This is a genomic window from Enterobacter sp. BNK-16, from assembly GCF_048684955.1.
GTDB lineage: Bacteria > Pseudomonadota > Gammaproteobacteria > Enterobacterales > Enterobacteriaceae > Enterobacter > Enterobacter bugandensis.
Genome location: NZ_JBLQTQ010000001.1, coordinates 875,600 through 896,213 on the forward strand (window position 1 = coordinate 875,600; position 20,614 = coordinate 896,213).

The 20,614-nt window shown below is 56.8% G+C and carries 19 protein-coding genes; 5 read left to right on the top strand and 14 right to left on the bottom strand.

Annotated features, from left to right (window positions below; translation table 11 throughout):
* Nucleotides 1–143 precede the first annotated feature (143 nt).
* Entirely contained in the window at nucleotides 144–2,333 is a 2,190-nt protein-coding gene (fadB, locus tag ACMGGH_RS04230; protein ID WP_045260977.1) for a fatty acid oxidation complex subunit alpha FadB, read from the top strand.
* Nucleotides 2,334–2,342: 9 nt separating this feature from the next.
* Nucleotides 2,343–3,506 (top strand): acetyl-CoA C-acyltransferase FadA, encoded by a 1,164-nt coding sequence (gene fadA / locus ACMGGH_RS04235; protein ID WP_063944118.1) that lies wholly within the window; start codon nucleotides 2,343–2,345, stop codon nucleotides 3,504–3,506.
* A gap of 182 nt (nucleotides 3,507–3,688) precedes the next feature.
* Here fadA and fre read toward each other — a convergent pair whose 3' ends face one another.
* Both fre and ubiD read right to left on the bottom strand, forming a co-directional pair.
* The gene (fre, locus tag ACMGGH_RS04240) at nucleotides 3,689–4,390 is read right to left on the bottom strand and encodes an NAD(P)H-flavin reductase (protein ID WP_028014772.1); all 702 of its coding nucleotides are present in this window, start codon (nucleotides 4,388–4,390) and stop codon (nucleotides 3,689–3,691) included.
* Between the two features lie 42 nt (nucleotides 4,391–4,432).
* Entirely contained in the window at nucleotides 4,433–5,926 is a 1,494-nt protein-coding gene (gene ubiD / locus ACMGGH_RS04245) for a 4-hydroxy-3-polyprenylbenzoate decarboxylase (RefSeq protein WP_028014773.1), read from the bottom strand.
* Nucleotides 5,927–6,096: 170 nt separating this feature from the next.
* Here ubiD and rfaH point away from each other — a divergent pair, with 170 nt between their 5' ends.
* A complete protein-coding gene (gene rfaH, locus ACMGGH_RS04250; RefSeq protein WP_020882871.1) occupies nucleotides 6,097–6,588 on the top strand; it encodes a transcription/translation regulatory transformer protein RfaH in 492 nt (163 codons plus the stop codon).
* Here the strand turns inward: rfaH and tatD are convergent.
* The 9 genes from tatD to udp all read right to left on the bottom strand — a co-directional run bounded on the left by tatD (nucleotide 6,585) and on the right by udp (nucleotide 14,495).
* Nucleotides 6,585–7,367, bottom strand: a complete 783-nt coding sequence (gene tatD, locus ACMGGH_RS04255) for a 3'-5' ssDNA/RNA exonuclease TatD (RefSeq protein ID WP_232949159.1) — start codon at nucleotides 7,365–7,367, stop codon at nucleotides 6,585–6,587. The genes rfaH and tatD overlap by 4 nt on opposite strands.
* A 41-nt stretch (nucleotides 7,368–7,408) precedes the next feature.
* On the bottom strand, nucleotides 7,409–8,179 hold the full coding sequence (gene tatC / locus ACMGGH_RS04260; protein WP_126818783.1) for a Sec-independent protein translocase subunit TatC: 771 nt from the start codon (nucleotides 8,177–8,179) through the stop codon (nucleotides 7,409–7,411).
* A gap of 2 nt (nucleotides 8,180–8,181) precedes the next feature.
* Nucleotides 8,182–8,724, bottom strand: coding sequence for a Sec-independent protein translocase protein TatB (gene tatB, locus ACMGGH_RS04265; RefSeq protein WP_028014776.1), 543 nt, complete (start codon nucleotides 8,722–8,724; stop codon nucleotides 8,182–8,184).
* Between the two features lie 3 nt (nucleotides 8,725–8,727).
* Nucleotides 8,728–8,982, bottom strand: coding sequence for a Sec-independent protein translocase subunit TatA (gene tatA, locus ACMGGH_RS04270; RefSeq protein WP_013099238.1), 255 nt, complete (start codon nucleotides 8,980–8,982; stop codon nucleotides 8,728–8,730).
* A gap of 76 nt (nucleotides 8,983–9,058) precedes the next feature.
* Complete coding sequence (gene ubiB, locus ACMGGH_RS04275) at nucleotides 9,059–10,699, bottom strand: ubiquinone biosynthesis regulatory protein kinase UbiB (RefSeq protein ID WP_028014777.1); 1,641 nt, start codon at nucleotides 10,697–10,699, stop codon at nucleotides 9,059–9,061.
* Entirely contained in the window at nucleotides 10,696–11,301 is a 606-nt protein-coding gene (gene ubiJ / locus ACMGGH_RS04280; RefSeq protein ID WP_028014778.1) for a ubiquinone biosynthesis protein UbiJ, read from the bottom strand. Before ubiJ ends, ubiB begins: the two co-directional genes overlap by 4 nt.
* A 13-nt stretch (nucleotides 11,302–11,314) precedes the next feature.
* Nucleotides 11,315–12,070 (bottom strand): bifunctional demethylmenaquinone methyltransferase/2-methoxy-6-polyprenyl-1,4-benzoquinol methylase UbiE, encoded by a 756-nt coding sequence (gene ubiE, locus ACMGGH_RS04285; RefSeq protein WP_028014779.1) that lies wholly within the window; start codon nucleotides 12,068–12,070, stop codon nucleotides 11,315–11,317.
* Nucleotides 12,071–12,136: 66 nt separating this feature from the next.
* Entirely contained in the window at nucleotides 12,137–13,594 is a 1,458-nt protein-coding gene (gene rmuC, locus ACMGGH_RS04290; protein WP_232949158.1) for a DNA recombination protein RmuC, read from the bottom strand.
* Nucleotides 13,595–13,733: 139 nt separating this feature from the next.
* Nucleotides 13,734–14,495: a uridine phosphorylase gene (gene udp, locus ACMGGH_RS04295; protein ID WP_003860792.1), complete on the bottom strand. Its 762-nt coding sequence runs from the start codon at nucleotides 14,493–14,495 to the stop codon at nucleotides 13,734–13,736.
* A 255-nt stretch (nucleotides 14,496–14,750) separates the two neighbouring features.
* On the opposite strand from udp, the gene ACMGGH_RS04300 reads away from it, so the two are divergent.
* Nucleotides 14,751–15,557 (top strand): dienelactone hydrolase family protein, encoded by an 807-nt coding sequence (locus ACMGGH_RS04300; RefSeq protein WP_047366706.1) that lies wholly within the window; start codon nucleotides 14,751–14,753, stop codon nucleotides 15,555–15,557.
* 43 nt (nucleotides 15,558–15,600) lie between these two features.
* Here the strand turns inward: ACMGGH_RS04300 and metE are convergent, their stop codons facing one another.
* Nucleotides 15,601–17,862, bottom strand: coding sequence for a 5-methyltetrahydropteroyltriglutamate--homocysteine S-methyltransferase (gene metE, locus ACMGGH_RS04305; RefSeq protein WP_232949157.1), 2,262 nt, complete (start codon nucleotides 17,860–17,862; stop codon nucleotides 15,601–15,603).
* Nucleotides 17,863–17,977: 115 nt separating this feature from the next.
* Here metE and metR point away from each other — a divergent pair, with 115 nt between their 5' ends.
* Entirely contained in the window at nucleotides 17,978–18,931 is a 954-nt protein-coding gene (metR, locus tag ACMGGH_RS04310) for an HTH-type transcriptional regulator MetR (protein ID WP_028014783.1), read from the top strand.
* Here metR and ACMGGH_RS04315 read toward each other — a convergent pair.
* Nucleotides 18,819–19,718 (bottom strand): carboxylate/amino acid/amine transporter, encoded by a 900-nt coding sequence (locus ACMGGH_RS04315; protein ID WP_032644934.1) that lies wholly within the window; start codon nucleotides 19,716–19,718, stop codon nucleotides 18,819–18,821. The two genes, metR and ACMGGH_RS04315, sit on opposite strands and share 113 nt — an antisense overlap.
* A gap of 82 nt (nucleotides 19,719–19,800) precedes the next feature.
* The gene (gene yigL / locus ACMGGH_RS04320) at nucleotides 19,801–20,601 is read right to left on the bottom strand and encodes a sugar/pyridoxal phosphate phosphatase YigL (protein WP_028014784.1); all 801 of its coding nucleotides are present in this window, start codon (nucleotides 20,599–20,601) and stop codon (nucleotides 19,801–19,803) included.
* Nucleotides 20,602–20,614 lie beyond the last annotated feature (13 nt).

Below are 20,614 nucleotides of genomic sequence, written 5' to 3' on the forward strand. Positions count from 1 at the left end.
ACCTCACTCCGGCTGCGTGATTTCCACCGACCGTGATCAACGCAGCAATTTCTTAATGAGTAATTTGCATTTTATTAACATAAATTCCACACTCCGTCTCATCTGGTATGACCAGATCCACTTGCTGGATTCAGGAGACTGACATGCTTTACAAAGGCGACACCCTGTACCTCAACTGGCTGGAAGATGGCATTGCCGAACTGGTGTTCGATGCCCCCGGCTCAGTGAATAAGCTTGATACCGCGACGGTGGCCAGTCTTGGCCAGGCGCTGGAAGTACTTGAAAAGCAATCTGAATTAAAAGGGCTGCTGCTGCGTTCTAACAAAGCGGCCTTTATTGTCGGTGCCGATATCACCGAATTCCTCTCGCTGTTCCAGGTTCCGGAAGAACAGCTGAGCCAGTGGCTGCACTTTGCCAACAGCGTCTTTAATCGTCTGGAAGATCTGCCTGTTCCAACGATCTCTGCCGTGAACGGCTACGCGCTGGGCGGCGGCTGCGAGTGCGTGCTGGCGACCGACTACCGTCTGGCGACGCCGGACCTGCGTATCGGCCTGCCGGAAACCAAGCTGGGCATCATGCCGGGCTTTGGCGGTTCCGTGCGTATGCCGCGCATGCTGGGCGCCGACAGCGCCCTGGAAATCATTGCCGCCGGTAAAGACGTGGGTGCAGAACAGGCGCAGAAAATCGGCCTGGTCGACGGCGTCGTGAAACCAGAGAAGCTGGTTGAAGGTGCACTCGCTATTCTGCGTCAGGCGATTAACGGCGACCTCGACTGGAAAGCCAAACGCCAGCCGAAGCTGGAACCGTTAAAGCTTAGCAAGATTGAAGCCACCATGAGCTTCACCATCGCCAAAGGCATGGTGATGCAGACGGCGGGTAAACACTACCCGGCGCCAATCACGGCGGTGAAAACCATTGAAGCGGCAGCCCGCTTTGGCCGCGACGAAGCCCTGAAGCTGGAAAACCAGAGCTTTGTTCCACTGGCGCACACCAATGAAGCCCGCGCGCTGGTTGGCATCTTCCTCAACGATCAGTTCGTGAAGGGCAAAGCCAAACAGCTGACCAAAAACGTTGAGACGCCAAAACATGCGGCGGTACTCGGCGCCGGTATCATGGGCGGCGGCATCGCTTACCAATCGGCCTGGAAAGGCGTGCCGGTAGTGATGAAAGACATCAACGAGAAATCTCTGACGCTGGGCATGACCGAAGCCGCCAAGCTGCTGAATAAACAGCTTGAGCGCGGAAAAATTGACGGGCTGAAGCTCGCAGGCGTGATCTCAACCATCCAGCCTGTGCTGGAATACAGCGGCTTCGACCGTGTGGACGTGGTGGTTGAAGCGGTCGTTGAGAACCCGAAAGTCAAAAAAGCGGTGCTGGCGGAAACGGAAGACAAGGTTCGCCCGGACGCCGTCCTGGCCTCAAACACCTCCACCATCCCCATCAGCGAACTGGCGAGCGTGCTGAAGCGTCCGGAAAACTTCTGCGGAATGCACTTCTTCAACCCGGTACACCGTATGCCACTGGTCGAAGTGATCCGTGGAGAAAAAACCTCTGACGAAACCATCGCTAAAGTCGTGGCGTGGGCAAGCAAGATGGGTAAAACGCCGATCGTCGTTAATGACTGCCCAGGCTTCTTCGTCAACCGCGTGCTGTTCCCGTACTTCGCCGGCTTCAGCCAACTACTGCGCGACGGCGCGGACTTCCGCAAAATCGACAAAGTAATGGAAAAACAGTTCGGCTGGCCGATGGGCCCGGCGTATCTGCTGGACGTCGTCGGCATTGATACCGCCCACCACGCGCAGGCCGTCATGGCGGCGGGCTTCCCGCAGCGCATGCAGAAAGATTATCGCGATGCCATTGACGCCCTCTTTGACGCCAACCGCTTCGGACAGAAAAACGGCCTGGGCTTCTGGCGTTATAAAGAAGACAGCAAAGGCAAACCAAAGAAAGAAGAAGATGCGGCGGTGGATGGCCTGCTGGCCGACGTATGCCAGCCGAAACGCGACTTCACCGACGACGAAATTATTGCCCGCATGATGATTCCGATGATCAACGAAGTGGTCCGTTGCCTGGAAGAAGGCATTATCGCCAGCCCGGCAGAAGCGGATATGGCGTTGGTATACGGCCTGGGCTTCCCTCCGTTCCACGGCGGCGCGTTCCGCTGGCTGGATACGCTCGGCAGCGCCCGCTATCTCGATATGGCGCAGCAGTATCAGCACCTCGGCCCGCTTTATGAAGTGCCGGAAGGGCTGCGTAACAAAGCGCGCCATAACGAACCCTACTATCCAGCAGTTGAGCCAGCCCGTCCGGTTGGCGCGCTGAAAACGGCTTAAGGAGTCACAATGGAAAAGGTTGTCATTGTTGATGCGATTCGCACCCCGATGGGCCGTTCAAAAGGCGGTGCGTTCCGTAACGTGCGAGCGGAAGATCTCTCCGCGCACCTGATGCGTAGCCTGCTGGCGCGTAACCCGGCGCTGGACCCAGCAGCGCTCGACGATATCTACTGGGGCTGCGTGCAGCAAACGCTGGAGCAGGGATTCAACATCGCCCGCAACGCGTCGCTGCTGGCGGAGATCCCGCATTCGGTTCCGGCCGTTACCGTCAACCGCCTGTGCGGTTCGTCGATGCAGGCCCTGCACGACGCGGCGCGCATGATCATGACCGGCGATGCGCAGGCCTGTCTGGTCGGCGGCGTTGAACACATGGGCCATGTGCCGATGAACCACGGGGTCGATTTCCATCCGGGCATGAGCCGCAACGTGGCGAAAGCCGCAGGCATGATGGGCCTTACCGCCGAGATGCTCTCCCGCCTGCACGGCATCAGTCGTGAAATGCAGGATGCTTTTGCCGCGCGCTCTCACGCCCGCGCCTGGGCCGCCACGCAGTCCGGTGCCTTCAAGAATGAGATCATCCCGACCGGGGGCCACGATGCAGACGGCGTACTGAAGCAGTTCAGCTACGACGAAGTCATTCGTCCGGAAACGACGGTCGAAGCGCTTTCTACCCTGCGTCCGGCATTTGATCCGGTCACCGGTACGGTAACGGCAGGGACGTCGTCGGCGCTGTCCGACGGTGCCGCCGCGATGCTGGTGATGAGCGAAAGCCGCGCCCGCGAATTGGGCCTGACGCCACGCGCTCGCGTGCGTTCGATGGCGGTGGTGGGCTGCGATCCTTCAATCATGGGTTACGGCCCGGTTCCGGCCTCGAAGCTGGCGCTGAAAAAAGCGGGCTTAACTGCCAGCGATATCGATCTGTTCGAGATGAACGAAGCGTTTGCCGCGCAGATCCTGCCGTGCATTAAAGATCTGGGGCTGATGGAGCAGATCGACGAGAAGATTAACCTCAACGGCGGCGCGATCGCCCTCGGTCACCCGCTGGGCTGTTCCGGGGCGCGTATCAGCACGACGCTGATTAACCTGATGGAACGCAAAGATGCCCAGTTTGGTCTGGCAACGATGTGTATCGGCCTGGGTCAGGGTATCGCGACGGTGTTTGAGAGAGTGTAAGTAAGGAAAAGTATCTCAAAGCCAATGACGTCAGAACAAGGCGGCAAGCGAGCGAATCCCGATGAGCTTACATTAGTAAGTGATTCGGGTGAACGAGCGCAGCCAACGCAGTTATGGCGTCATTGGCGAAGAGAGACAGTTTAGTTGCCGTTCTTCCCGCCTGTCAGGGGCGGGTTTTTTATTTAAATGAAGGCAAACGCATCGCCAAACAGGCGATCTTCACGCGCATCGCGTTCGTTACAGAACAGGTCGCGGGCAATTTTCGCCATCTCGAAACGGCCTGCAATGTAGATATCATGTCCCGCCAGCGTGCCGTGATCCTGCAGTACCGCCGTCAGCACCGTCCCGCTACGTCCACGCCAGCCCTCTTCCGGCTGCTCGACCACTGGCTCAATGCGCAGGTTAGGATGGTTAACGCTCAGCGCTTCCAGTTCAGACAGGTCGTACAGGTGCTTCTCTTCACGGCCGCCCCAGTAGATGGTGATGTCACGGTCTGGATTACGCGCCAGCGCGGTCAACAGAATAGAGCGCACATAGGAGAAGCCCGTACCGCCCGCGATCAGAATCAGCGGACGGTCTTCGTCATCACGCAACCACGCGTCGCCGTGAGGAATGTCGACCACAATCTCACGCTCTTTCAGGATGCGGTCCATCACGGCCATCGCGTACAGGTTAAGCTCAGACGCACCAATATGCAGCTCAATAAATTCCTGCTCTGCTGGCGTAGAGGCCATAGAGAAAGGACGCTTATCACGCTCATCCATCACCACCATCAGGTACTGGCCGGCACGGAATGAGAATGCCGCTTCAGGAACCAAACGGACGCGATATACGGTGTCGGTAATAGCATCTACCGACGTCACTTTACAGCTTAAGGTTGTCATTCGCTCTCTCTGTCGGGAAGTCTATAGGGCTTAACGGTCAGCTCAGGGTTTACCGTTATTCATTATGGCCAGTTCGTCCCAGATCGCGTCAATTCGCGCGGTCACAGCAGGATCTTTTTTGATCGGGCGACCCCATTCACGGTCGGTTTCGCCAGGCCATTTATTTGTGGCATCCAGTCCCATCTTTGAGCCAAGACCGGAAACCGGCGAGGCAAAATCCAGATAATCTATCGGCGTATTTTCGACTAACACCGTATCACGCGCAGGATCCATTCGCGTGGTTATCGCCCAGATAACGTCGTTCCAGTCACGGGCGTTAACGTCATCATCGCAGACAATAACAAATTTGGTATACATAAACTGGCGCAGGAAAGACCATACGCCCATCATCACGCGTTTAGCATGTCCGGGATACTGCTTCTTCATCGTGACCACCGCCATGCGATACGAGCATCCTTCAGGCGGCAGATAAAAATCAACGATTTCCGGGAACTGCTTTTGCAGGATCGGCACAAATACTTCGTTCAGCGCCACGCCGAGCACCGCCGGTTCATCCGGTGGGCGGCCAGTATAGGTGGAGTGATAAATCGCATCTTCACGCTGAGTAACATGCGTGACGGTAAACACCGGGAAGTTATCCACTTCGTTGTAATAGCCGGTATGGTCGCCGTATGGGCCTTCTGGCGCCATTTCACCCTGCTCAATGTAACCTTCCAGCACAATTTCGGCGCTGGCCGGCACTTCGAGATCGTTGGAGATACACTTCACGACCTCGGTTTTAGTCCCGCGCAGCAGGCCAGCAAACGCATATTCAGAGAGCGTATCCGGTACGGGCGTGACCGCCCCCAGAATGGTGGCCGGATCGGCACCTAACGCGACAGACACCGGGAACCGTTCACCCGGATGTGCAGCACACCACTCCTGGAAATCCAGCGCGCCGCCGCGGTGCGACAGCCAGCGCATGATGAGCTTATTCTTGCCAATCAGCTGCTGGCGATAAATACCGAGGTTTTGCCGCTCTTTATGCGGTCCGCGCGTCACGGTGAGGCCCCAGGTGATCAGCGGCGCAGCATCTTCAGGCCAGCACTGCATGATAGGGATTTTGGTGAGATCCACCGCATCGCCTTCCAGCACTTTCTGCTGACACGGCGCGCCGCGCAGGCGTTTGGTGGGCATGTTCAACACCTGCTTAAACTGCGGCAGCTTATCGAACAGATCGCGGAAACCTTTCGGTGGCTCAGGCTCTTTCAGAAATGCCAGCAGTTTCCCCACTTCACGCAGCGCGGTAACGTCTTCCTGCCCCATTCCCAGCGCGACACGACGCGGGGTGCCAAACAGGTTGCACAGCACCGGCATTGAATAACCTTTTGGATTTTCAAACAGTAATGCAGGGCCACCGGCACGCAGGGTGCGGTCAGCAATTTCTGTCATTTCCAGATAAGGATCAACAGGAAGTGTAATGCGTTTCAGTTCACCCTGCTTTTCCAGCAGCGTCAGGAAGTCGCGGAGATCGTGGTATTTCATGCAGTTAGTCATGGCCTCTCTGTAAGCGCTTCATTATACGGCGTAAGCCTGCTTGATGCTGTAATTTTGTTAAATTAGCGTGAACTTATCCGCTGTGTTCGAATTTCCCCCATTATAATCAACTTAGCGATCCCTCCAGGGTTTTGATATGCTTGCGCCCCGAACTAAGGGAAAGAGTGATTATGCAGGCCTGGTATTTACTGTATTGCAAACGCGGGCAACTTCAGCGCGCGCAGGAACATCTTGAACGTCAGTCTGTAAATTGTCTGACACCCGTGATCACGCTTGAAAAAATGCAGCGCGGGAAGCGCACAACCGTCAGTGAGCCTTTATTCCCGAACTATCTGTTCGTGGAGTTCGACCCTGAGGTGATCCACACCACTACCATCAGCGCAACGCGCGGCGTCAGCCACTTCGTTCGTTTTGGTGCCCACCCGGCAACCGTTCCGTCGACCGTCATTCATCAGCTGTCTGTTTATCAACAGCCTGAAGGGATCACCGACCCGGAAACCCCTTACGCGGGCGATAGCGTCGTCATTACCGAAGGCGCATTCGAAGGCCTGCAGGCGATTTTCGCCGAGCCGGACGGTGAAGCGCGCTCCATGCTGTTGCTCAATCTGCTGAACAAGCAGGTGCTGCAGAGCGTGAAAAACACCGACTTCCGCAAAGTTTAAACGTTTATCCCGAACAGGCGACGCACGTTGTCATCCGTCTGCGCGGAAAGCCAGTGCGGATCCTCTCCGCGCCAGTGCGCTACGCGCTCAACTATGTGCCCCAACAAGGCGGGCTCGTTTCGCCGCGATGCCGGTTTGGGATTCATATCTCGCGGCAGCAGGTATGGCGCATCGGTTTCAAGAAGCAAACGGTCTGCCGGGATTATCGGCAGCAGCTCGCGAAGCTCAAGCCCGCGGCGCTCATCACACACCCAACCGGTGATCCCCAGATACAAACCGCGGTTCAGGCAATCCTGCGCTTCCTGGCGAGACCCGGTGAAGCAGTGGAGCACTGCGCCGGGCAGTTTATCCAGCCACGGGTCCAGCAGTGCGAGAAAACGTTCATGCGCATCGCGACAGTGCATAAAGACGGGCATTTCAAGCTCTGCCGCCAGCGCAAGCTGGGCAGTGAACGCCTTTTCCTGTTCTTCAGGCGTGGAGAAGTTGCGGTTAAAATCGAGCCCGCACTCGCCAATAGCCACCACCTCTGCCGTTTTTGCCAGCGTGCGCAGGGTTTCTGCGCACTCCGCCGTCCACTGGCTGCTGTCATGAGGGTGGACGCCGGCGGTTGACCAGCAGTGTTGATAGCGTTGCGCCAGCAGCAGCGCCTGCTCGCTCTCATGCAGGTTGGTCCCGGTCAGGAGCAGCCCTTTTACGCCAGCCTCAAAAGCACGCGCAACCACCTCGTCACGATCTTTCGCAAACTGCGAGCTGGTCAGGTTGAGTCCGATATCAAACATGCTATTCCCCATAGAACAACCGCCCTGACGGGCGGCTGGTTTTACTCTTCAGTGGTCTTTTCGGACGCATCGTCTTCATCGTCCGACCGGCGTCCTTTTCCCACGTAGAAACGCGAGAAGAATACGCCAACCTCAAACAGGCAGTACATCGGTATTGCCAGCAACGTTTGTGAGAAGACGTCCGGCGGCGTCAGCAGCATGCCGACTACGAAGGCGCCCACCAGAATATAGGGACGCTTCTTACGCAGGTCATCAGGGGTGGTTACCCCAACCCAGCAGAGCAGCACAATGGCCACCGGCACTTCAAACGCCACGCCGAACGCCATAAACAGCGCCATCACAAAGCTGAGGTAGCTGGCGATATCCGTCGATACCTGAACCCCTTCCGGCGCGGTATGCGTCAGGAAGCCAAAGGCCAGGGGGAAGACAACGAAGTAGGCAAACGCCATGCCGATATAGAACAGCAGCGAACTGGAGACCAGCAGCGGGATCACCAGTTTACGTTCGTGCCTGTACAGTGCTGGCGCCACAAATGCCCATACCTGATAAAGGATAACGGGTGCAGACGCAATCAACGACACCCAGAAGGTGAGCTTAATCGGGGTGAAAAACGGTGATGCAACGTCTGTTGCAATCATCGTTGCCCCCAGCGGCATCTGCTTGATCAGCGGCGCAGAAACCACCTGATAAATATCGTTGGCGAAATAGACCAGGCACAGGAATATGAGGAATACCGCAATAATGCAGTTTAACAGGCGCTTACGCAGCTCAATCAGGTGCGCAATAAGCGGTTGAGTATCATCTACTGCCATAGTTACGCTTTATCACTCGACGAGGGGGATGATTCGGAAACGGGCGCGGCGGGTTTCGCTTCAGCCGCTTTTACCACCGGCTCTTCCGGCTGCGCCTGTTTTTTCAGTTCAGTTTCCTGCGGCGTTTGTTCAGGCGCTGCGGCCTGGTGCTCCGCACTCGCTGGCGTCACGCCCTCACGCTGCGCTTCGCTGTCCTTCACCACCGGGTTATGAATAGTGTTCGCTTCATCGCTCGCTTTTTCAGGATCGTTAACGCTGTAAGAACGCTTCATGGATTCCGCCGCTTCGCGCAGCTCATCCATTGAGGCTTTCAGTTCCGGCGTCAGGTTATCCATGCTCGCCTTCTCAACCTTTTTCAGGCTTTCCTGAAACTCCTGCAGCTTAAGTTCCTGCGCCAGCTCGTTCTGAACGGTCGAAGCCAGCGATCTTAGCGCTCGAACCCAGCCCACGACGGTTTTCACCGCTACCGGCAGACGTTGCGGCCCCAGCACGATCAGACCAATCACAAAGACCAGCAGCAGCTCACTAAAACCAATGTCGAACACGACTTACACCTGCTCTTTATCGTGGCGTTTAGCGTCTTCCTTTTTGGCATCTTCTTGCTTATCGGAGATGGATTTAGCAGTAAAGTCAGCGTCCTGGCTGGTTTTATCCTGCTTGCTCTCATCATCGCTCATTGCTTTCTTGAAGCCTTTGATAGACGCGCCCAGATCGGAACCAATAGAACCGAGCTTTTTGGTGCCAAACAGCAGCACAACGATGACGGCAATAATGACTAATTGCCAGATACTGATACCACCCATACATATTCCTCAGGGATAGATGATTAATTGGTCAGGTCGCATTATACGTATGCGACCTGTCGATGGCGATGCAAACTCAGCGCGTTTTTCTCCATCCTGCAAGCCAGACAACAACCCCGCCAGCCATCAGCCAGGCGGGCATCATCTGCCAGTCAGGACGGTTGATCAGCAGCAACGTACCGCTCAGCAGCAGCGTTGCGCCAATGCCAAAGAGGTAGCGTGACTGTCCCTGGCGCACACGGCTGGACTGAAGCTCGCGGGCGATTTTATCCATGCTGTGCTGAAGATTCTTGCTCTGACGCAAACTGTCGTAAACCAGTTCAGGAATTTCAGGCATTTTTTCGATCCAGAACGGTCCTTTCTCTTTCAGCGAACGCACCAGCGCTGGAAGGCCAACCTGATCCTTAATCCAGGATTCCAGGAAAGGTTTAGCCGTCTTCCACAAGTCTAACTGAGGATAGAGTTGTCGACCTACACCTTCAACGTAAAGTAATGTTTTCTGAAGTAAAACTAACTGTGGCTGAACTTCCATATTAAAGCGGCGGGCCGTATTGAACAGGTTTAACAGCACGTGTCCAAAAGAGATCTCTGCCAGCGGTTTTTCAAAAATCGGTTCGCAAACGGTACGGATAGCAAACTCGAACTCTTCAACGTTGGTGTCTGGCGGAACCCAGCCGGAATCCACATGCAGCTCGGCCACCTTACGGTAGTCGCGGTTGAAGAAGGCGATGAAGTTCTCAGCCAGATAACGTTTATCTTCTTTATTCAGCGAGCCCACAATTCCGCAGTCGATACCGATGTATTTCGGATCCTCAGGATGCTCATAGCTCACGAAGATATTGCCCGGATGCATGTCCGCATGGAAAAAACTGTCGCGGAATACTTGGGTAAAGAAGACCTGCACGCCACGTTCGGCCAGCAGCTTCATGTTCGTTCCCTGCTTCTCCAGGGCCACCACATCCGAAACCGGAATACCGTAGATGCGCTCCATGACCATCATGTTCTGGCTGCAATAGTCTGAATAGACTTCAGGCACGTAGAGCATCGGGCTGTTTTCAAAATTGCGGCGCAGCTGAATGGCGTTTGCCGATTCTCGCAACAGATTAAGCTCATCAATCAGCGTTTTTTCATATTCCCGCACCACTTCCATCGGGCGCAATCGACGGCCGTCCGGCAGCAGACGCGGAACCCAGCGCGCCAGACGATAAATTAGCTTCATATCGGCTTTGATAATCGGCAGGATATCCGGGCGGATCACCTTGATCACCACCTCTTTGCCGTTCTCTTTCAGACGCGCAGTGTGCACCTGAGCGATAGAAGCCGACGCCAGCGGTTCTATTTCGAAATCGTCAAACCAGGTTTCAACGGGAAGGTTACCCATCGCCTCCTCGATCTGTTTCTTCGCTCTCACCCCGTCAAACGGGGCGACACGGTCCTGCAGCATCGCCAGTTCATCGGCAATGTGCGGCGGGAAGAGATCGCGGCGGGTTGAGAGCATCTGTCCGAACTTAATCCATACCGGGCCGAGCTCCTGCAGTGCCAGACGCAGGCGTTCACCCAGCGGCTGACCTTTATGTCGATTTGGCATCCAGAACAGCGTCCGCCGCCAGATCCTGAGCGGCAGCGTGATACGCATTTTGGGGATGAGCTCGTCGAGCCCGTAACTCAAAAAGGTGTGAATGATAAAATAGAGGCGCCGAATTTCACCAGGCGTCATTTGCCCTCCAGTTTTTCCAGCCGTTTGCTTAGGGCATCAACCGCACGTTCAACCGCGGCCGTCTCTTCTGCGAACCACGCAACTTCCAGCGGCCCGGGCGCCATGCGCCACTCTTCGGTCAGCACTTCCGCGGCATAACGCTGTTGGCGTTGCAGATTTTTGCGCAGGAACGCCGTGCCGCCATGAATAACTTTCCCGATCCCTTCAGCGGCGATGTCGCCAATAAAAGGCGCCAGCAGCTCTGCCGGGTCAAACTCAGCCAGATCGCTGAGCGCAACGAAGTTCTGCACGACCTGGATGTCGCCTTCCACTTCCAGCTCACCGCTGCGGATAAGCGCCGTTAATTGCTGGCGATCGCGCAGTTTTGGCAGCACGCTCATATGGGTAATGACCGAGCAATCAGCTTCACCTTCCCACTCACCCAGAACGTCAAGCTGACGTTCGCTGAAAACCAGCACGAGCGGCGTCGAGAACTCTTTTAACACAATGCGCAGTACCTTCCCGTTTAGCCGCTGACGTGCGGCTTTCAGCGCCGGAGCGCGATACAGGAAGGCATTCAGCACATTCTCGATGCCTGCGGTGACTAAGGGTTTAAAGGGCACGGGACACCTCCACTCAGAATTTGTAACCGCGATGCAGCGCGACGACACCCGCCGTCATGTTGAAGTACTCAACGTTCTCAAATTCCGCATCCTGCATCATGGCTTTTAAGGTGTCCTGATCCGGATGCATGCGAATTGATTCCGCAAGATAGCGATAGCTTTCCGCGTCGTTTGCCACCAGTTCGCCAATACGCGGCAGCACGTGGAAGGAATAGGCGTCGTAGGCTTTGCTCAGCGGGTCGATAATCGGTTTAGAGAACTCGAGCACCAGCAGGCGTCCACCCGGCTTCAGCACGCGGTACATGGAACGCAGTGCTTTTTCTTTATCGGTGACGTTACGCAGACCGAAGGAAATCGTGATGCAGTCAAAAGTATTGTCCGGGAACGGCAGCGCTTCGGCGTTGGCCTGCACGTATTCCACGTTACCCACCACGCCGATGTTACGCAGCTTTTCGCGTCCCATTTTAAGCATGGAGTCATTAATATCAGCCAATACAACGCGACCGGTTTCGCCCACCAGACGGGAGAATTTCGCCGTCAGATCGCCCGTACCGCCAGCCAGATCGAGAACCGTTTGTCCACGACGCACACCGCTGCAGTCGATGGTGAAGCGCTTCCACAAGCGATGAATGCCGAACGACATCAAGTCATTCATCACATCGTACTTCGCCGCCACGGAATGAAATACGTGGGCCACCATGTCAGCTTTCTGCGCTTTGGCTACAGTCTGAAAGCCAAAGTGCGTCGTGTCTTGTGAATCGTCAACCATCTCAGAGCCTGCTAATCAGTCAAATGTTCGTGAAGTGTAACAGATTGGGCGCAATTGCCCTACGATTCAACCATCGCGAAAGAAACGCGCTGGCTGCTCGTCTGGCGATAAATCCGCCGCTAAATCGTTGTCCTGGTTGGGGGTATTTTGTTCATCCCCGCCCTCACGCAGTCGGAACTCTTCGTCCTGGGCTGTCGCCTGTTCGACCAATTCCGGATTAATCTCGCGTTTAACCTCCACTCCCAGGTTGCGGAATGCTTCAGCCTGCGCAAGCAGGTTGCCACGCCCGGAGGAGAGCTTTTTCATCGCCTGGCGGTAGTTATCCTGCGCACGATCCAGGCTTTGCCCGACGGAGGACATGTCGTCCACGAAGAGGCGCATTTTGTCGTACAGCTTGCTGGCGCGGTCGGCAATCTGCTGCGCGTTACGGCTCTGGTGCTCATAGCGCCACAGGTTAGCAATGGTGCGTAAGGCCACCAGCAGCGTGGTGGGGCTGACCAGCATAATGTTATTTTTCAGCGCTTCGGTGATCAGTTCGGGCTGTCTGTCGAGCGCCAGCAAAAACGCGGGTTCGACCGGGATAAACATCAGCACGTAGTCCAGCGAGCGCAGCCCCGGCAGCTGCTGATAATCTTTTCTGCCCAGCAGGCGAATATGGTTACGCACGGAGGCAATGTGCTCCTGCAGCGCCGATTCGCGCGTATAGTCATCTTCAGCGTTGAAGTAGCGCTCATAGGCCACCAGCGTCATTTTGGCGTCAATGACCACATCTTTGCCCTGCGGCAGACGCACAATCACATCCGGCTGCATTCGCGAGCGGGCATCGTTTTCGATACTCACCTGCGTTTCGTATTCATACCCTTCCCGCAGGCCAGAGGCCTCCAGCACGCGGGTGAGCACCACTTCCCCCCAGTTACCCTGGGTTTTGTTATCGCCTTTCAGCGCCCGCGTCAGGTTGACCGCCTCCTGCGCCATCTGGGCATTCAGCTGTTGAAGATTGCGGATCTCATGCGCCAGCGTGTGGCGTTCGCGGGCTTCCTGACCAAAGCTGTCCTGTACCTGACGGCGAAAGCCGTCCAGCTGTTCGCGCAGCGGCGTCAGCAGGCTGTTCAGGCTCTGGCGATTTTGCTCATCAACGCGGCGGTTGCTGTGCTCGAAAATGCGGTTGGCGAGGTTCTCGAACTGCTCGCTGAGGCGCTGCTCGCTGTTGATCATCTGGCGGATTTTGTCTTCGGCATGCAGCTGGGTGGATTCAAGGCGGGTAGTCACTTCGCGGAGATCGGCCTCCAGCGAGGTGTTGATGTCGCGCAGATTACGCAGTTCGTTATTGAGCAGTTCACACTCGTCGCGCCAGTGGTCGCTTAGGGCAAGCTGCTGTTTTGCGGCGCTTAAATCGGCGACGATCTCTTCGCGTTCAGCCAGTTGCTCGGCCTTCTGCTGTGCATGCTGATAGCTGGATATCAGCCAGCCTATTGCCACGCCAGCCAGCGCAATTACCGCATAAATCAGGATTGAGATATCCACAATGCCCCCTGCATCAACGTATTACCCGCACAAAATAAGATTGTGCTGTATAAACGTCCAGTTTGAAAGGGTTTTCCTGCGAGGCGCTACGCAAAAAATAAAGGCCGAACGCGTCGGCCTTTTATCTCAGAGAGGAGGACTAGATCAGGCGGCGAGCCGCTTCAACCACGATTTTCACCGCGTGACTTTCGGTCTGCTTCATGGTTTCGGCGTTTGGGATCTCCTGCTGGGTGCGGTTGACGATAACGCCCGCCACCATACCGGCACGCAGACCCTGGCTTGCGCACATGGTCAGCAGCGTTGCGGATTCCATCTCGTAGTTCATCACGCCCATAGACTGCCACTCTTCCATTGAGCCTTTGAAGCGGCTCACTACGCGGCCTGAGAAGGTGTCGTAACGCTCCTGGCCCGGATAGAAGGTATCAGAAGAGGCAGTTACGCCCACGTGAGTGGTTGCGCCCACGGATTTCGCCGCTTCAACCAGCGCGGTGGTGCACTCGAAGTCAGCCACTGCCGGGAATTCCATCGGTGCAAAGTGCAGGCTTGCGCCGTCCAGACGCACGGATGCGGTCGTCACCAGCACGTCGCCCACGTTAATGTGCGGCTGAATCGCGCCGGTGGTGCCGATACGCAGGAAAGTACGAATGCCCAGCTGCGCCAGCTCTTCCACGGCAATAGAGGTAGACGGGCCACCGATACCGGTAGAGCACACAATCACCGCTTTGCCATCCAGCTCTGCGCGCCAGGTGGTGAATTCACGATGGGCAGCCAGCTTGACCGGCTTATCCATCAGCGCGGCGATCTTTTCCACACGCTCTGGGTCGCCAGGGACGATAGCGAGCGTAGCCCCTTGTAAATCGTTTTTAGTGAGGCCGAGATGAAAAACATCAGACTTAGACATAGGTGACTCCTCTGTGGGTCGGTTAGTCAGAAGAAGTAAAACGGTACTTTACAGAAGCGGTAAGCATAATTTCGTGACGCACCTCACCATGAATGAAAATGATTGCATTGAATTTCCATCAAAAAGTGATTCACATCACATTAACAAGTTATATCGTCGGGTGCTGCACAAAAGATAGACCGTTTAAGGCACTGTGAGTTGTTAACCTGGTGTCTATATTTACCTTTGCGCTAACTCATTGGTACGGAGAATGCCATGACTGAAAAAACCGGATTTGCACCTGCTGCGGCTCCGCATGCTTCAACTATCGTCTCAACCTCAGAAGAGGCCATTACGGCAGGCGAGACCTCCATCCCCTCTCAGGGGGAAAATATGCCTGCATATCACGCGCGGCCAAAGTCAGCAGACGGCCCGCTGCCCATCGTGATTGTGGTTCAGGAGATTTTCGGCGTTCACGAACATATTCGCGACCTCTGCCGCCGCCTGGCGCTGGAGGGTTATCTGGCCGTTGCGCCAGAGCTCTACTTCCGTCAGGGCGATCCGAATGACTACAGTGATATCCCGACGCTGTTCAGCAACCTGGTCAGCAAAGTGCCGGACGCGCAGGTGCTGGCAGACCTCGACCACGTCGCCAGCTGGGCGGCGCGCAACGGCGGCGACCCGCACCGCTTAATGGTCACCGGTTTCTGCTGGGGTGGACGCATTAGCTGGCTGTATGCCGCGCATAACCCGCAGCTGAAAGCCGCCGTTGCCTGGTACGGCAAACTGGTGGGCGAAAAGACGCTGAACTCACCGAAGCATCCGGTTGATATCGCTACCGATCTCAATGCCCCGGTGTTAGGGCTATATGGTGGCCAGGATACCGGCATTCCGCTTGATACCGTCGAGACGATGCGCCACGCGCTGCGGGCGGCGAACGCGAAGGCCGAAATCGTGGTGTATCCCGATGCCGGACACGCGTTTAATGCCGATTATCGTCCGAGCTATCACGCGGAATCCGCGAAAGATGGCTGGCAGAGAATGCTGGCATGGTTTAGCCAGTACGGTGGGAAGAAAGCATAAAAAAAGCCCGGTGGCGACTGCGCCTTACCGGGCCTGCGCGTCATCAAGCCTGACGTAAGTTCTGCGCCGCCTTCACCATGTTGGCGAGCGCCGCACGCGTCTCCGGCCAGCCGCGGGTTTTCAGGCCGCAGTCCGGGTTTACCCACAGGCGTTCCGCCGGGATGCGCTGAGCGGCTTTTTTAAGCAGCGCCTCAATCCACTCCACGCTCGGCACGTTCGGAGAGTGAATGTCGTACACGCCCGGCCCAATTTCGTTCGGGTAGTCGAACTCTTCAAACGACTCCAGCAGCTCCATGTCTGAACGCGAGGTCTCGATGGTGATCACGTCTGCATCCAGCGCGGCAATCGAATCCATGATGTCGTTAAATTCGCAGTAACACATATGGGTGTGGATCTGGGTGTCGTCCTTCGCCACTGCGGCGTTGATGCGGAATGCTTCCACGCCCCACTGCAGGTAAGCATCCCAGTCGCTGCGGCGCAGCGGCAAACCTTCGCGCAGCGCCGGTTCGTCAATCTGGATGATGCCAATCCCCGCCGCCTCCAGATCCGCCACTTCATCACGCAGCGCCAGGGCGATCTGTTTGGCGATGGTTTCACGGGTCACGTCTTCGCGCGGGAACGACCAGCAGAGAATGGTCACCGGGCCGGTCAGCATACCTTTTACCGGCTTGTCGGTCAGGGACTGGGCGTACTTCGCCCACTCCACCGTGATCGGTTCCGGGCGGCTGACGTCGCCAATGACCACCGGCGGCTTTACGCAGCGGGAGCCGTAGCTCTGCACCCAGCCGTTCTGGGTAAAGACGAAGCCGTCCAGGTGTTCACCGAAGTATTCCACCATGTCGTTACGCTCGGCTTCGCCGTGCACCAGCACGTCCAGCCCGAGGCGTTCCTGCTCGATAATCGCCTGCTTGATGTGTTCCGCAATGCCGGTGCGGTAATGATTCGCGTCCAGATTGCCCTTTTTGAAGTCCAGACGCAGGCCGCGGATCTCGGTAGTTTGCGGGAATGAACCGATGGTCGTGGTCGGCCACGCGGGAAGATTGAAGCGGGCGCGCTGGGCTTCGGCACGTACCTCGTACGGGCTCTGACGCTGGCTGTCCCGGGCGGTGATGGCCGCCAGACGTTTTTCTACCGCCGGGTTGTGCACGCGAGCCGAGTGACGACGCGCCTGAATCGGTGCGCTCCAGTCGGTAATCGCCGCCGTGTCGCCGCTGTTGAGCGCGTCGCGCAGCAGTGCCAGCTCTTCACATTTTTGCAGGGCGAAGGCAAACCAGCTTTTCACTTCAGGGTCGAGACGGGTCTCCACGCTCAGATCGATCGGACTGTGCAGCAGCGAGCAAGATGAAGCCACCCATAGCTCACGTTTGCCGACGATGTCTTTAATTTGGGCGTATTTCTCGGTCAGATCGGCGCGCCAGACGTTACGGCCGTTGACCAGACCGGCGGAGAGCAACCACTCCTCAGGCAGGCGCTTGTGCAGCTCTGCGACATCGTCCTTACCGTGAACCAGGTCAACGTGCAAGCCCTGAACCGGCAGCGCGGTGATAGTGCCGAGGTTCGGCGTCACGCCCTCGAAATAGGTGGTCAGCAGCAGCTTCACCTGTCCGGCGAGCGCGTCATACGCCGGTTTGAAGGCATCGAGCCACTCCTGCGGCAGCTCCAGCACCAGCGCGGGTTCGTCGATTTGCACCCACTGAATGCCGCGCTTGCCCAGCTCAATCAGCACCTGCTTATAGACCGGCAGAATATCGTTCAGCAGGCTGAGGCGGTCAAATTGTTCGCCCTTCACTTTACCCAGCCACAGGTAGGTTACCGGCCCCAGCAATACGGGCTTCACCTGGTGGCCCAGCGCCAGCGCTTCATCCACTTCGTCCAGAAGCTGCGTCCAGGCCAGCGTAAACTGCTGACCTTTGACGAACTCCGGCACCATATAGTGATAGTTGGTGTTAAACCACTTGGTCATTTCCGCCGCTGCCGCTGGCTCACCCGTTGGCGCGCGGCCACGGCCGATGCGGAACAGGGTGTCGATATCCACCGATCCATCTTTGTTCTGATGACGAGCCGGCACGTTGCCCAGCAGCAGGCTGGTCGTCAGAACATGGTCGTACCAGGCGAAATCGCCCACCGGCAGCAGGTCAATACCCGCCAGTTTTTGCTGATCCCAGTGACGGGCGCGCAGCTCCCGCCCCACCGCCAGCAGTTCTTCAAGGGAGGCGTTGCCCGCCCAGTAGCTTTCTTGCGCTTTTTTCAGCTCGCGACGCAGGCCAACGCGAGGAAAACCGAGAGTGTGAGTGCGGATTGTCATGGTATGCCCCTTGTGAAATTTGTTATTTAGACGTCCAGATGTTTACACATCTATAATTGGCAGGTACTGTATATTCCTCAAGCGCAAAATGTTCATGGCGGAGTGAAGGACTTTCATGATCGAGATTAAACACCTGAAAACGCTACAAGCGTTGCGGAACTGCGGTTCGCTCGCGGCGGCGGCGGCCACGCTGCACCAGACCCAGTCCGCCCTTTCTCACCAGTTCAGCGATCTGGAACAACGCCTCGGATTTCGTCTTTTTGTGCGTAAGAGCCAGCCTTTGCGCTTTACGCCGCAGGGTGAAATTCTTCTTCAACTGGCGAATCAGGTACTGCCGCAGATCGCCAGCGCGCTGCAGGCGTGTAACGAGCCGCAGCAGACCAAACTGCGGATCGCCATTGAGTGCCACAGCTGTATTCAGTGGCTGACCCCCGCGCTTGAGAACTTCCGCCAGAAGTGGCCGCAAGTGGAAATGGACTTTAAATCCGGCGTGACGTTCGACCCGCAGCCCTCGCTCCAGCAGGGCGAGCTGGATCTGGTGATGACGTCCGACATCCTGCCGCGCAGCGGCCTGCACTATTCGCCGATGTTCGATTTTGAGGTGCGTCTGGTGCTGGCGCCGGACCATCCGCTGGCGGCCAAAACGCGCATTACGCCGGAAGATCTGGCGACAGAAACGCTGCTGATTTACCCGGTTCAGCGCAGCCGCCTGGATATCTGGCGTCATTTCCTGCAGCCGGCAGGCATCAGCCCGCAGCTGAAAAGCGTGGATAACACCCTGCTGCTGATCCAGATGGTGGCGGCCAGCATGGGTATCGCGGCGCTGCCGCACTGGGTGGTGGAGAGCTTTGAACGCCAGGGTCTGGTGGTCACCAAAACCCTGGGGGAAGGACTGTGGAGCCGGCTGTACGCCGCCGTGCGCGATGGCGAGCAGCGTCAGCCGGTTACGGAGGCGTTTATTCGCTCAGCGCGGAACCACGCGTGCGACCATCTTCCGTTTGTGCGGAGCGCGGAGCGACCCAGCGGCGATGGACCCACAGTGAAGCCAGGATCACCGCCCCCCCAATAAGGAAGCTCGGCCAGTGCGGCTGTTCCTGCCAGATGGCAAGGTTCACCAGCAGCCCCGCCGGGACGTGCACGTTGTTCATGATCCCCAGCGTACCGGCGTCTACCTGCGTAGCGCCGTAGTTCCACATAAAGTACCCCAGGCCCGATGCCACCACGCCCAGCCAGACCAGAACGCTCCACTGCACGGTGGTGGTCGGCAGCTTTTGCGGGTTGCCGAGCATAAACCACGCCGCCACCGCGACGATCGCCGCGCCCATATAGAACCACGCAAACGCGTTGTGCTGCGGCATCGGGCGGGTTTCCATCAGGCGTTTGTAGCCCACCATACCAATGGCAAAGCTGATGTTGGCAAGCTGGACGAACATCAGCCCTGTCCAGAAGTGATCGCTCACTTTGTCGTAGCGAATGATCGCCGCGCCAATAACCGCCAGCGCGGCGCTCAGCAGATATCCCCAGCGCAGACGGCGCCTGCTGAGCAGGTCGTAGATCAGGGTGATATAGAGCGGCGTCAGCACGGTAAAGAGCAGGAATTCGGAGACGGACAGGTAGACGTAAGCCCGGAAGCTGAACAAATACATGATGCCAAGCTGCATCGCGCCCACCAGCATGTACAGCAGAATGGTTTTCAGCGATTGCCCGCGCGTGCGCAGGAACGGCAGAAACACCAACGCCGCCAGCCCCACGCGCATCAGCACCGAGAAGTAACTGTCGACCGAACCGGCAAGGTATTCGCCAATCAGGCTAAAGGAGAAGGCCCACAGGATAGTGGTGATAATGAGTAGCGCCACAATGCTTGTCTCTCAGAAAGAAGGACAGGCATTGTAGCGAACTCTTTAGTTGACAACTGAACAATAAACAACCGAATGAAGATTATTCAAGGAACAGTTTGCGCAGGTATTTCGGTACCGCGTTGTCTGCGTTGGTGCCGATGACTTCCAGCTCCGGATGCAGATCCTTCAGACGTTGGTGCGCGTTTTCCATGATGCAGCCTTTGCCCGCCATAGAGAGCATCTCGGCATCGTTCATGCCGTCGCCAAAGGCGATACAGTCTTTAAGCGCGAAGCCCAGACGTTTCGCAACCGCTTCGAGCGCGTGACCTTTAGAAACGCCGCCCGCCATCACTTCCAGACAGGTCAGGGTGGAGAAGCTCACGTTGACGCGATCGCCCCAGCGGGCGTTGATCGCCTGCTCAAGCGGCAGCAGCTCTTCGTGGCTGTCGCAGGTAAAGAACACCTTGCTGATCCCCTCTGGATCCAGCAGGCCCGGCTCATACAGGGAGTAGTTGAATACCGCTTCCTTGAAGAAACGCATTTCATCCGGGCGGTGGCGGTTCATGAACCATTCGTCGTCACGGTATACGTTGGTGACGATAGCCGGATTGTTATGCACCACGCCGAAGAGATCGGCGGCAATATCGCGATCCAGGTTATGGGTGAAGATCAGGTTGCCGTCGGTATCATGCACGCGCGCACCGTTGGAGGTGATCATGTACGACTTGATCTCCAGATTATCGCGGATCTGCCCCACGTCCACGTGGTGGCGGCCGGTAGCGAACACAAAGTTCACGCCACGGGCGGTCAGAAGCTTTAAGGTCTCTTTCGCATAAGGCGACAGGGTGTGGTCGGGGGAAAGCAGCGTGCCATCTAAATCAGATGCAACAACCTGGTACATAGGAAAATTTAAC

Bases quoted from the DNA above. Each gene is read 5' to 3' on its own strand.
- ubiB (WP_028014777.1), bottom strand. From the start codon at position 10,699: ATGACGCCTGGTGAAATTCGGCGCCTCTATTTTATCATTCACACCTTT.
- fre (WP_028014772.1), bottom strand. From the start codon at position 4,390: ATGACAACCTTAAGCTGTAAAGTGACGTCGGTAGATGCTATTACCGAC.
- metR (WP_028014783.1), top strand. From the start codon at position 17,978: ATGATCGAGATTAAACACCTGAAAACGCTACAAGCGTTGCGGAACTGC.
- tatC (WP_126818783.1), bottom strand. From the start codon at position 8,179: ATGGCAGTAGATGATACTCAACCGCTTATTGCGCACCTGATTGAGCTG.
- tatD (WP_232949159.1), bottom strand. From the start codon at position 7,367: ATGTTTGATATCGGACTCAACCTGACCAGCTCGCAGTTTGCGAAAGAT.
- fadB (WP_045260977.1), top strand. From the start codon at position 144: ATGCTTTACAAAGGCGACACCCTGTACCTCAACTGGCTGGAAGATGGC.
- fadA (WP_063944118.1), top strand. From the start codon at position 2,343: ATGGAAAAGGTTGTCATTGTTGATGCGATTCGCACCCCGATGGGCCGT.
- metE (WP_232949157.1), bottom strand. From the start codon at position 17,862: ATGACAATCCGCACTCACACTCTCGGTTTTCCTCGCGTTGGCCTGCGT.
- tatA (WP_013099238.1), bottom strand. From the start codon at position 8,982: ATGGGTGGTATCAGTATCTGGCAATTAGTCATTATTGCCGTCATCGTT.
- udp (WP_003860792.1), bottom strand. From the start codon at position 14,495: ATGTCTAAGTCTGATGTTTTTCATCTCGGCCTCACTAAAAACGATTTA.
- rfaH (WP_020882871.1), top strand. From the start codon at position 6,097: ATGCAGGCCTGGTATTTACTGTATTGCAAACGCGGGCAACTTCAGCGC.
- ubiD (WP_028014773.1), bottom strand. From the start codon at position 5,926: ATGACTAACTGCATGAAATACCACGATCTCCGCGACTTCCTGACGCTG.
- ACMGGH_RS04300 (WP_047366706.1), top strand. From the start codon at position 14,751: ATGACTGAAAAAACCGGATTTGCACCTGCTGCGGCTCCGCATGCTTCA.
- yigL (WP_028014784.1), bottom strand. From the start codon at position 20,601: ATGTACCAGGTTGTTGCATCTGATTTAGATGGCACGCTGCTTTCCCCC.
- ubiE (WP_028014779.1), bottom strand. From the start codon at position 12,070: ATGGTTGACGATTCACAAGACACGACGCACTTTGGCTTTCAGACTGTA.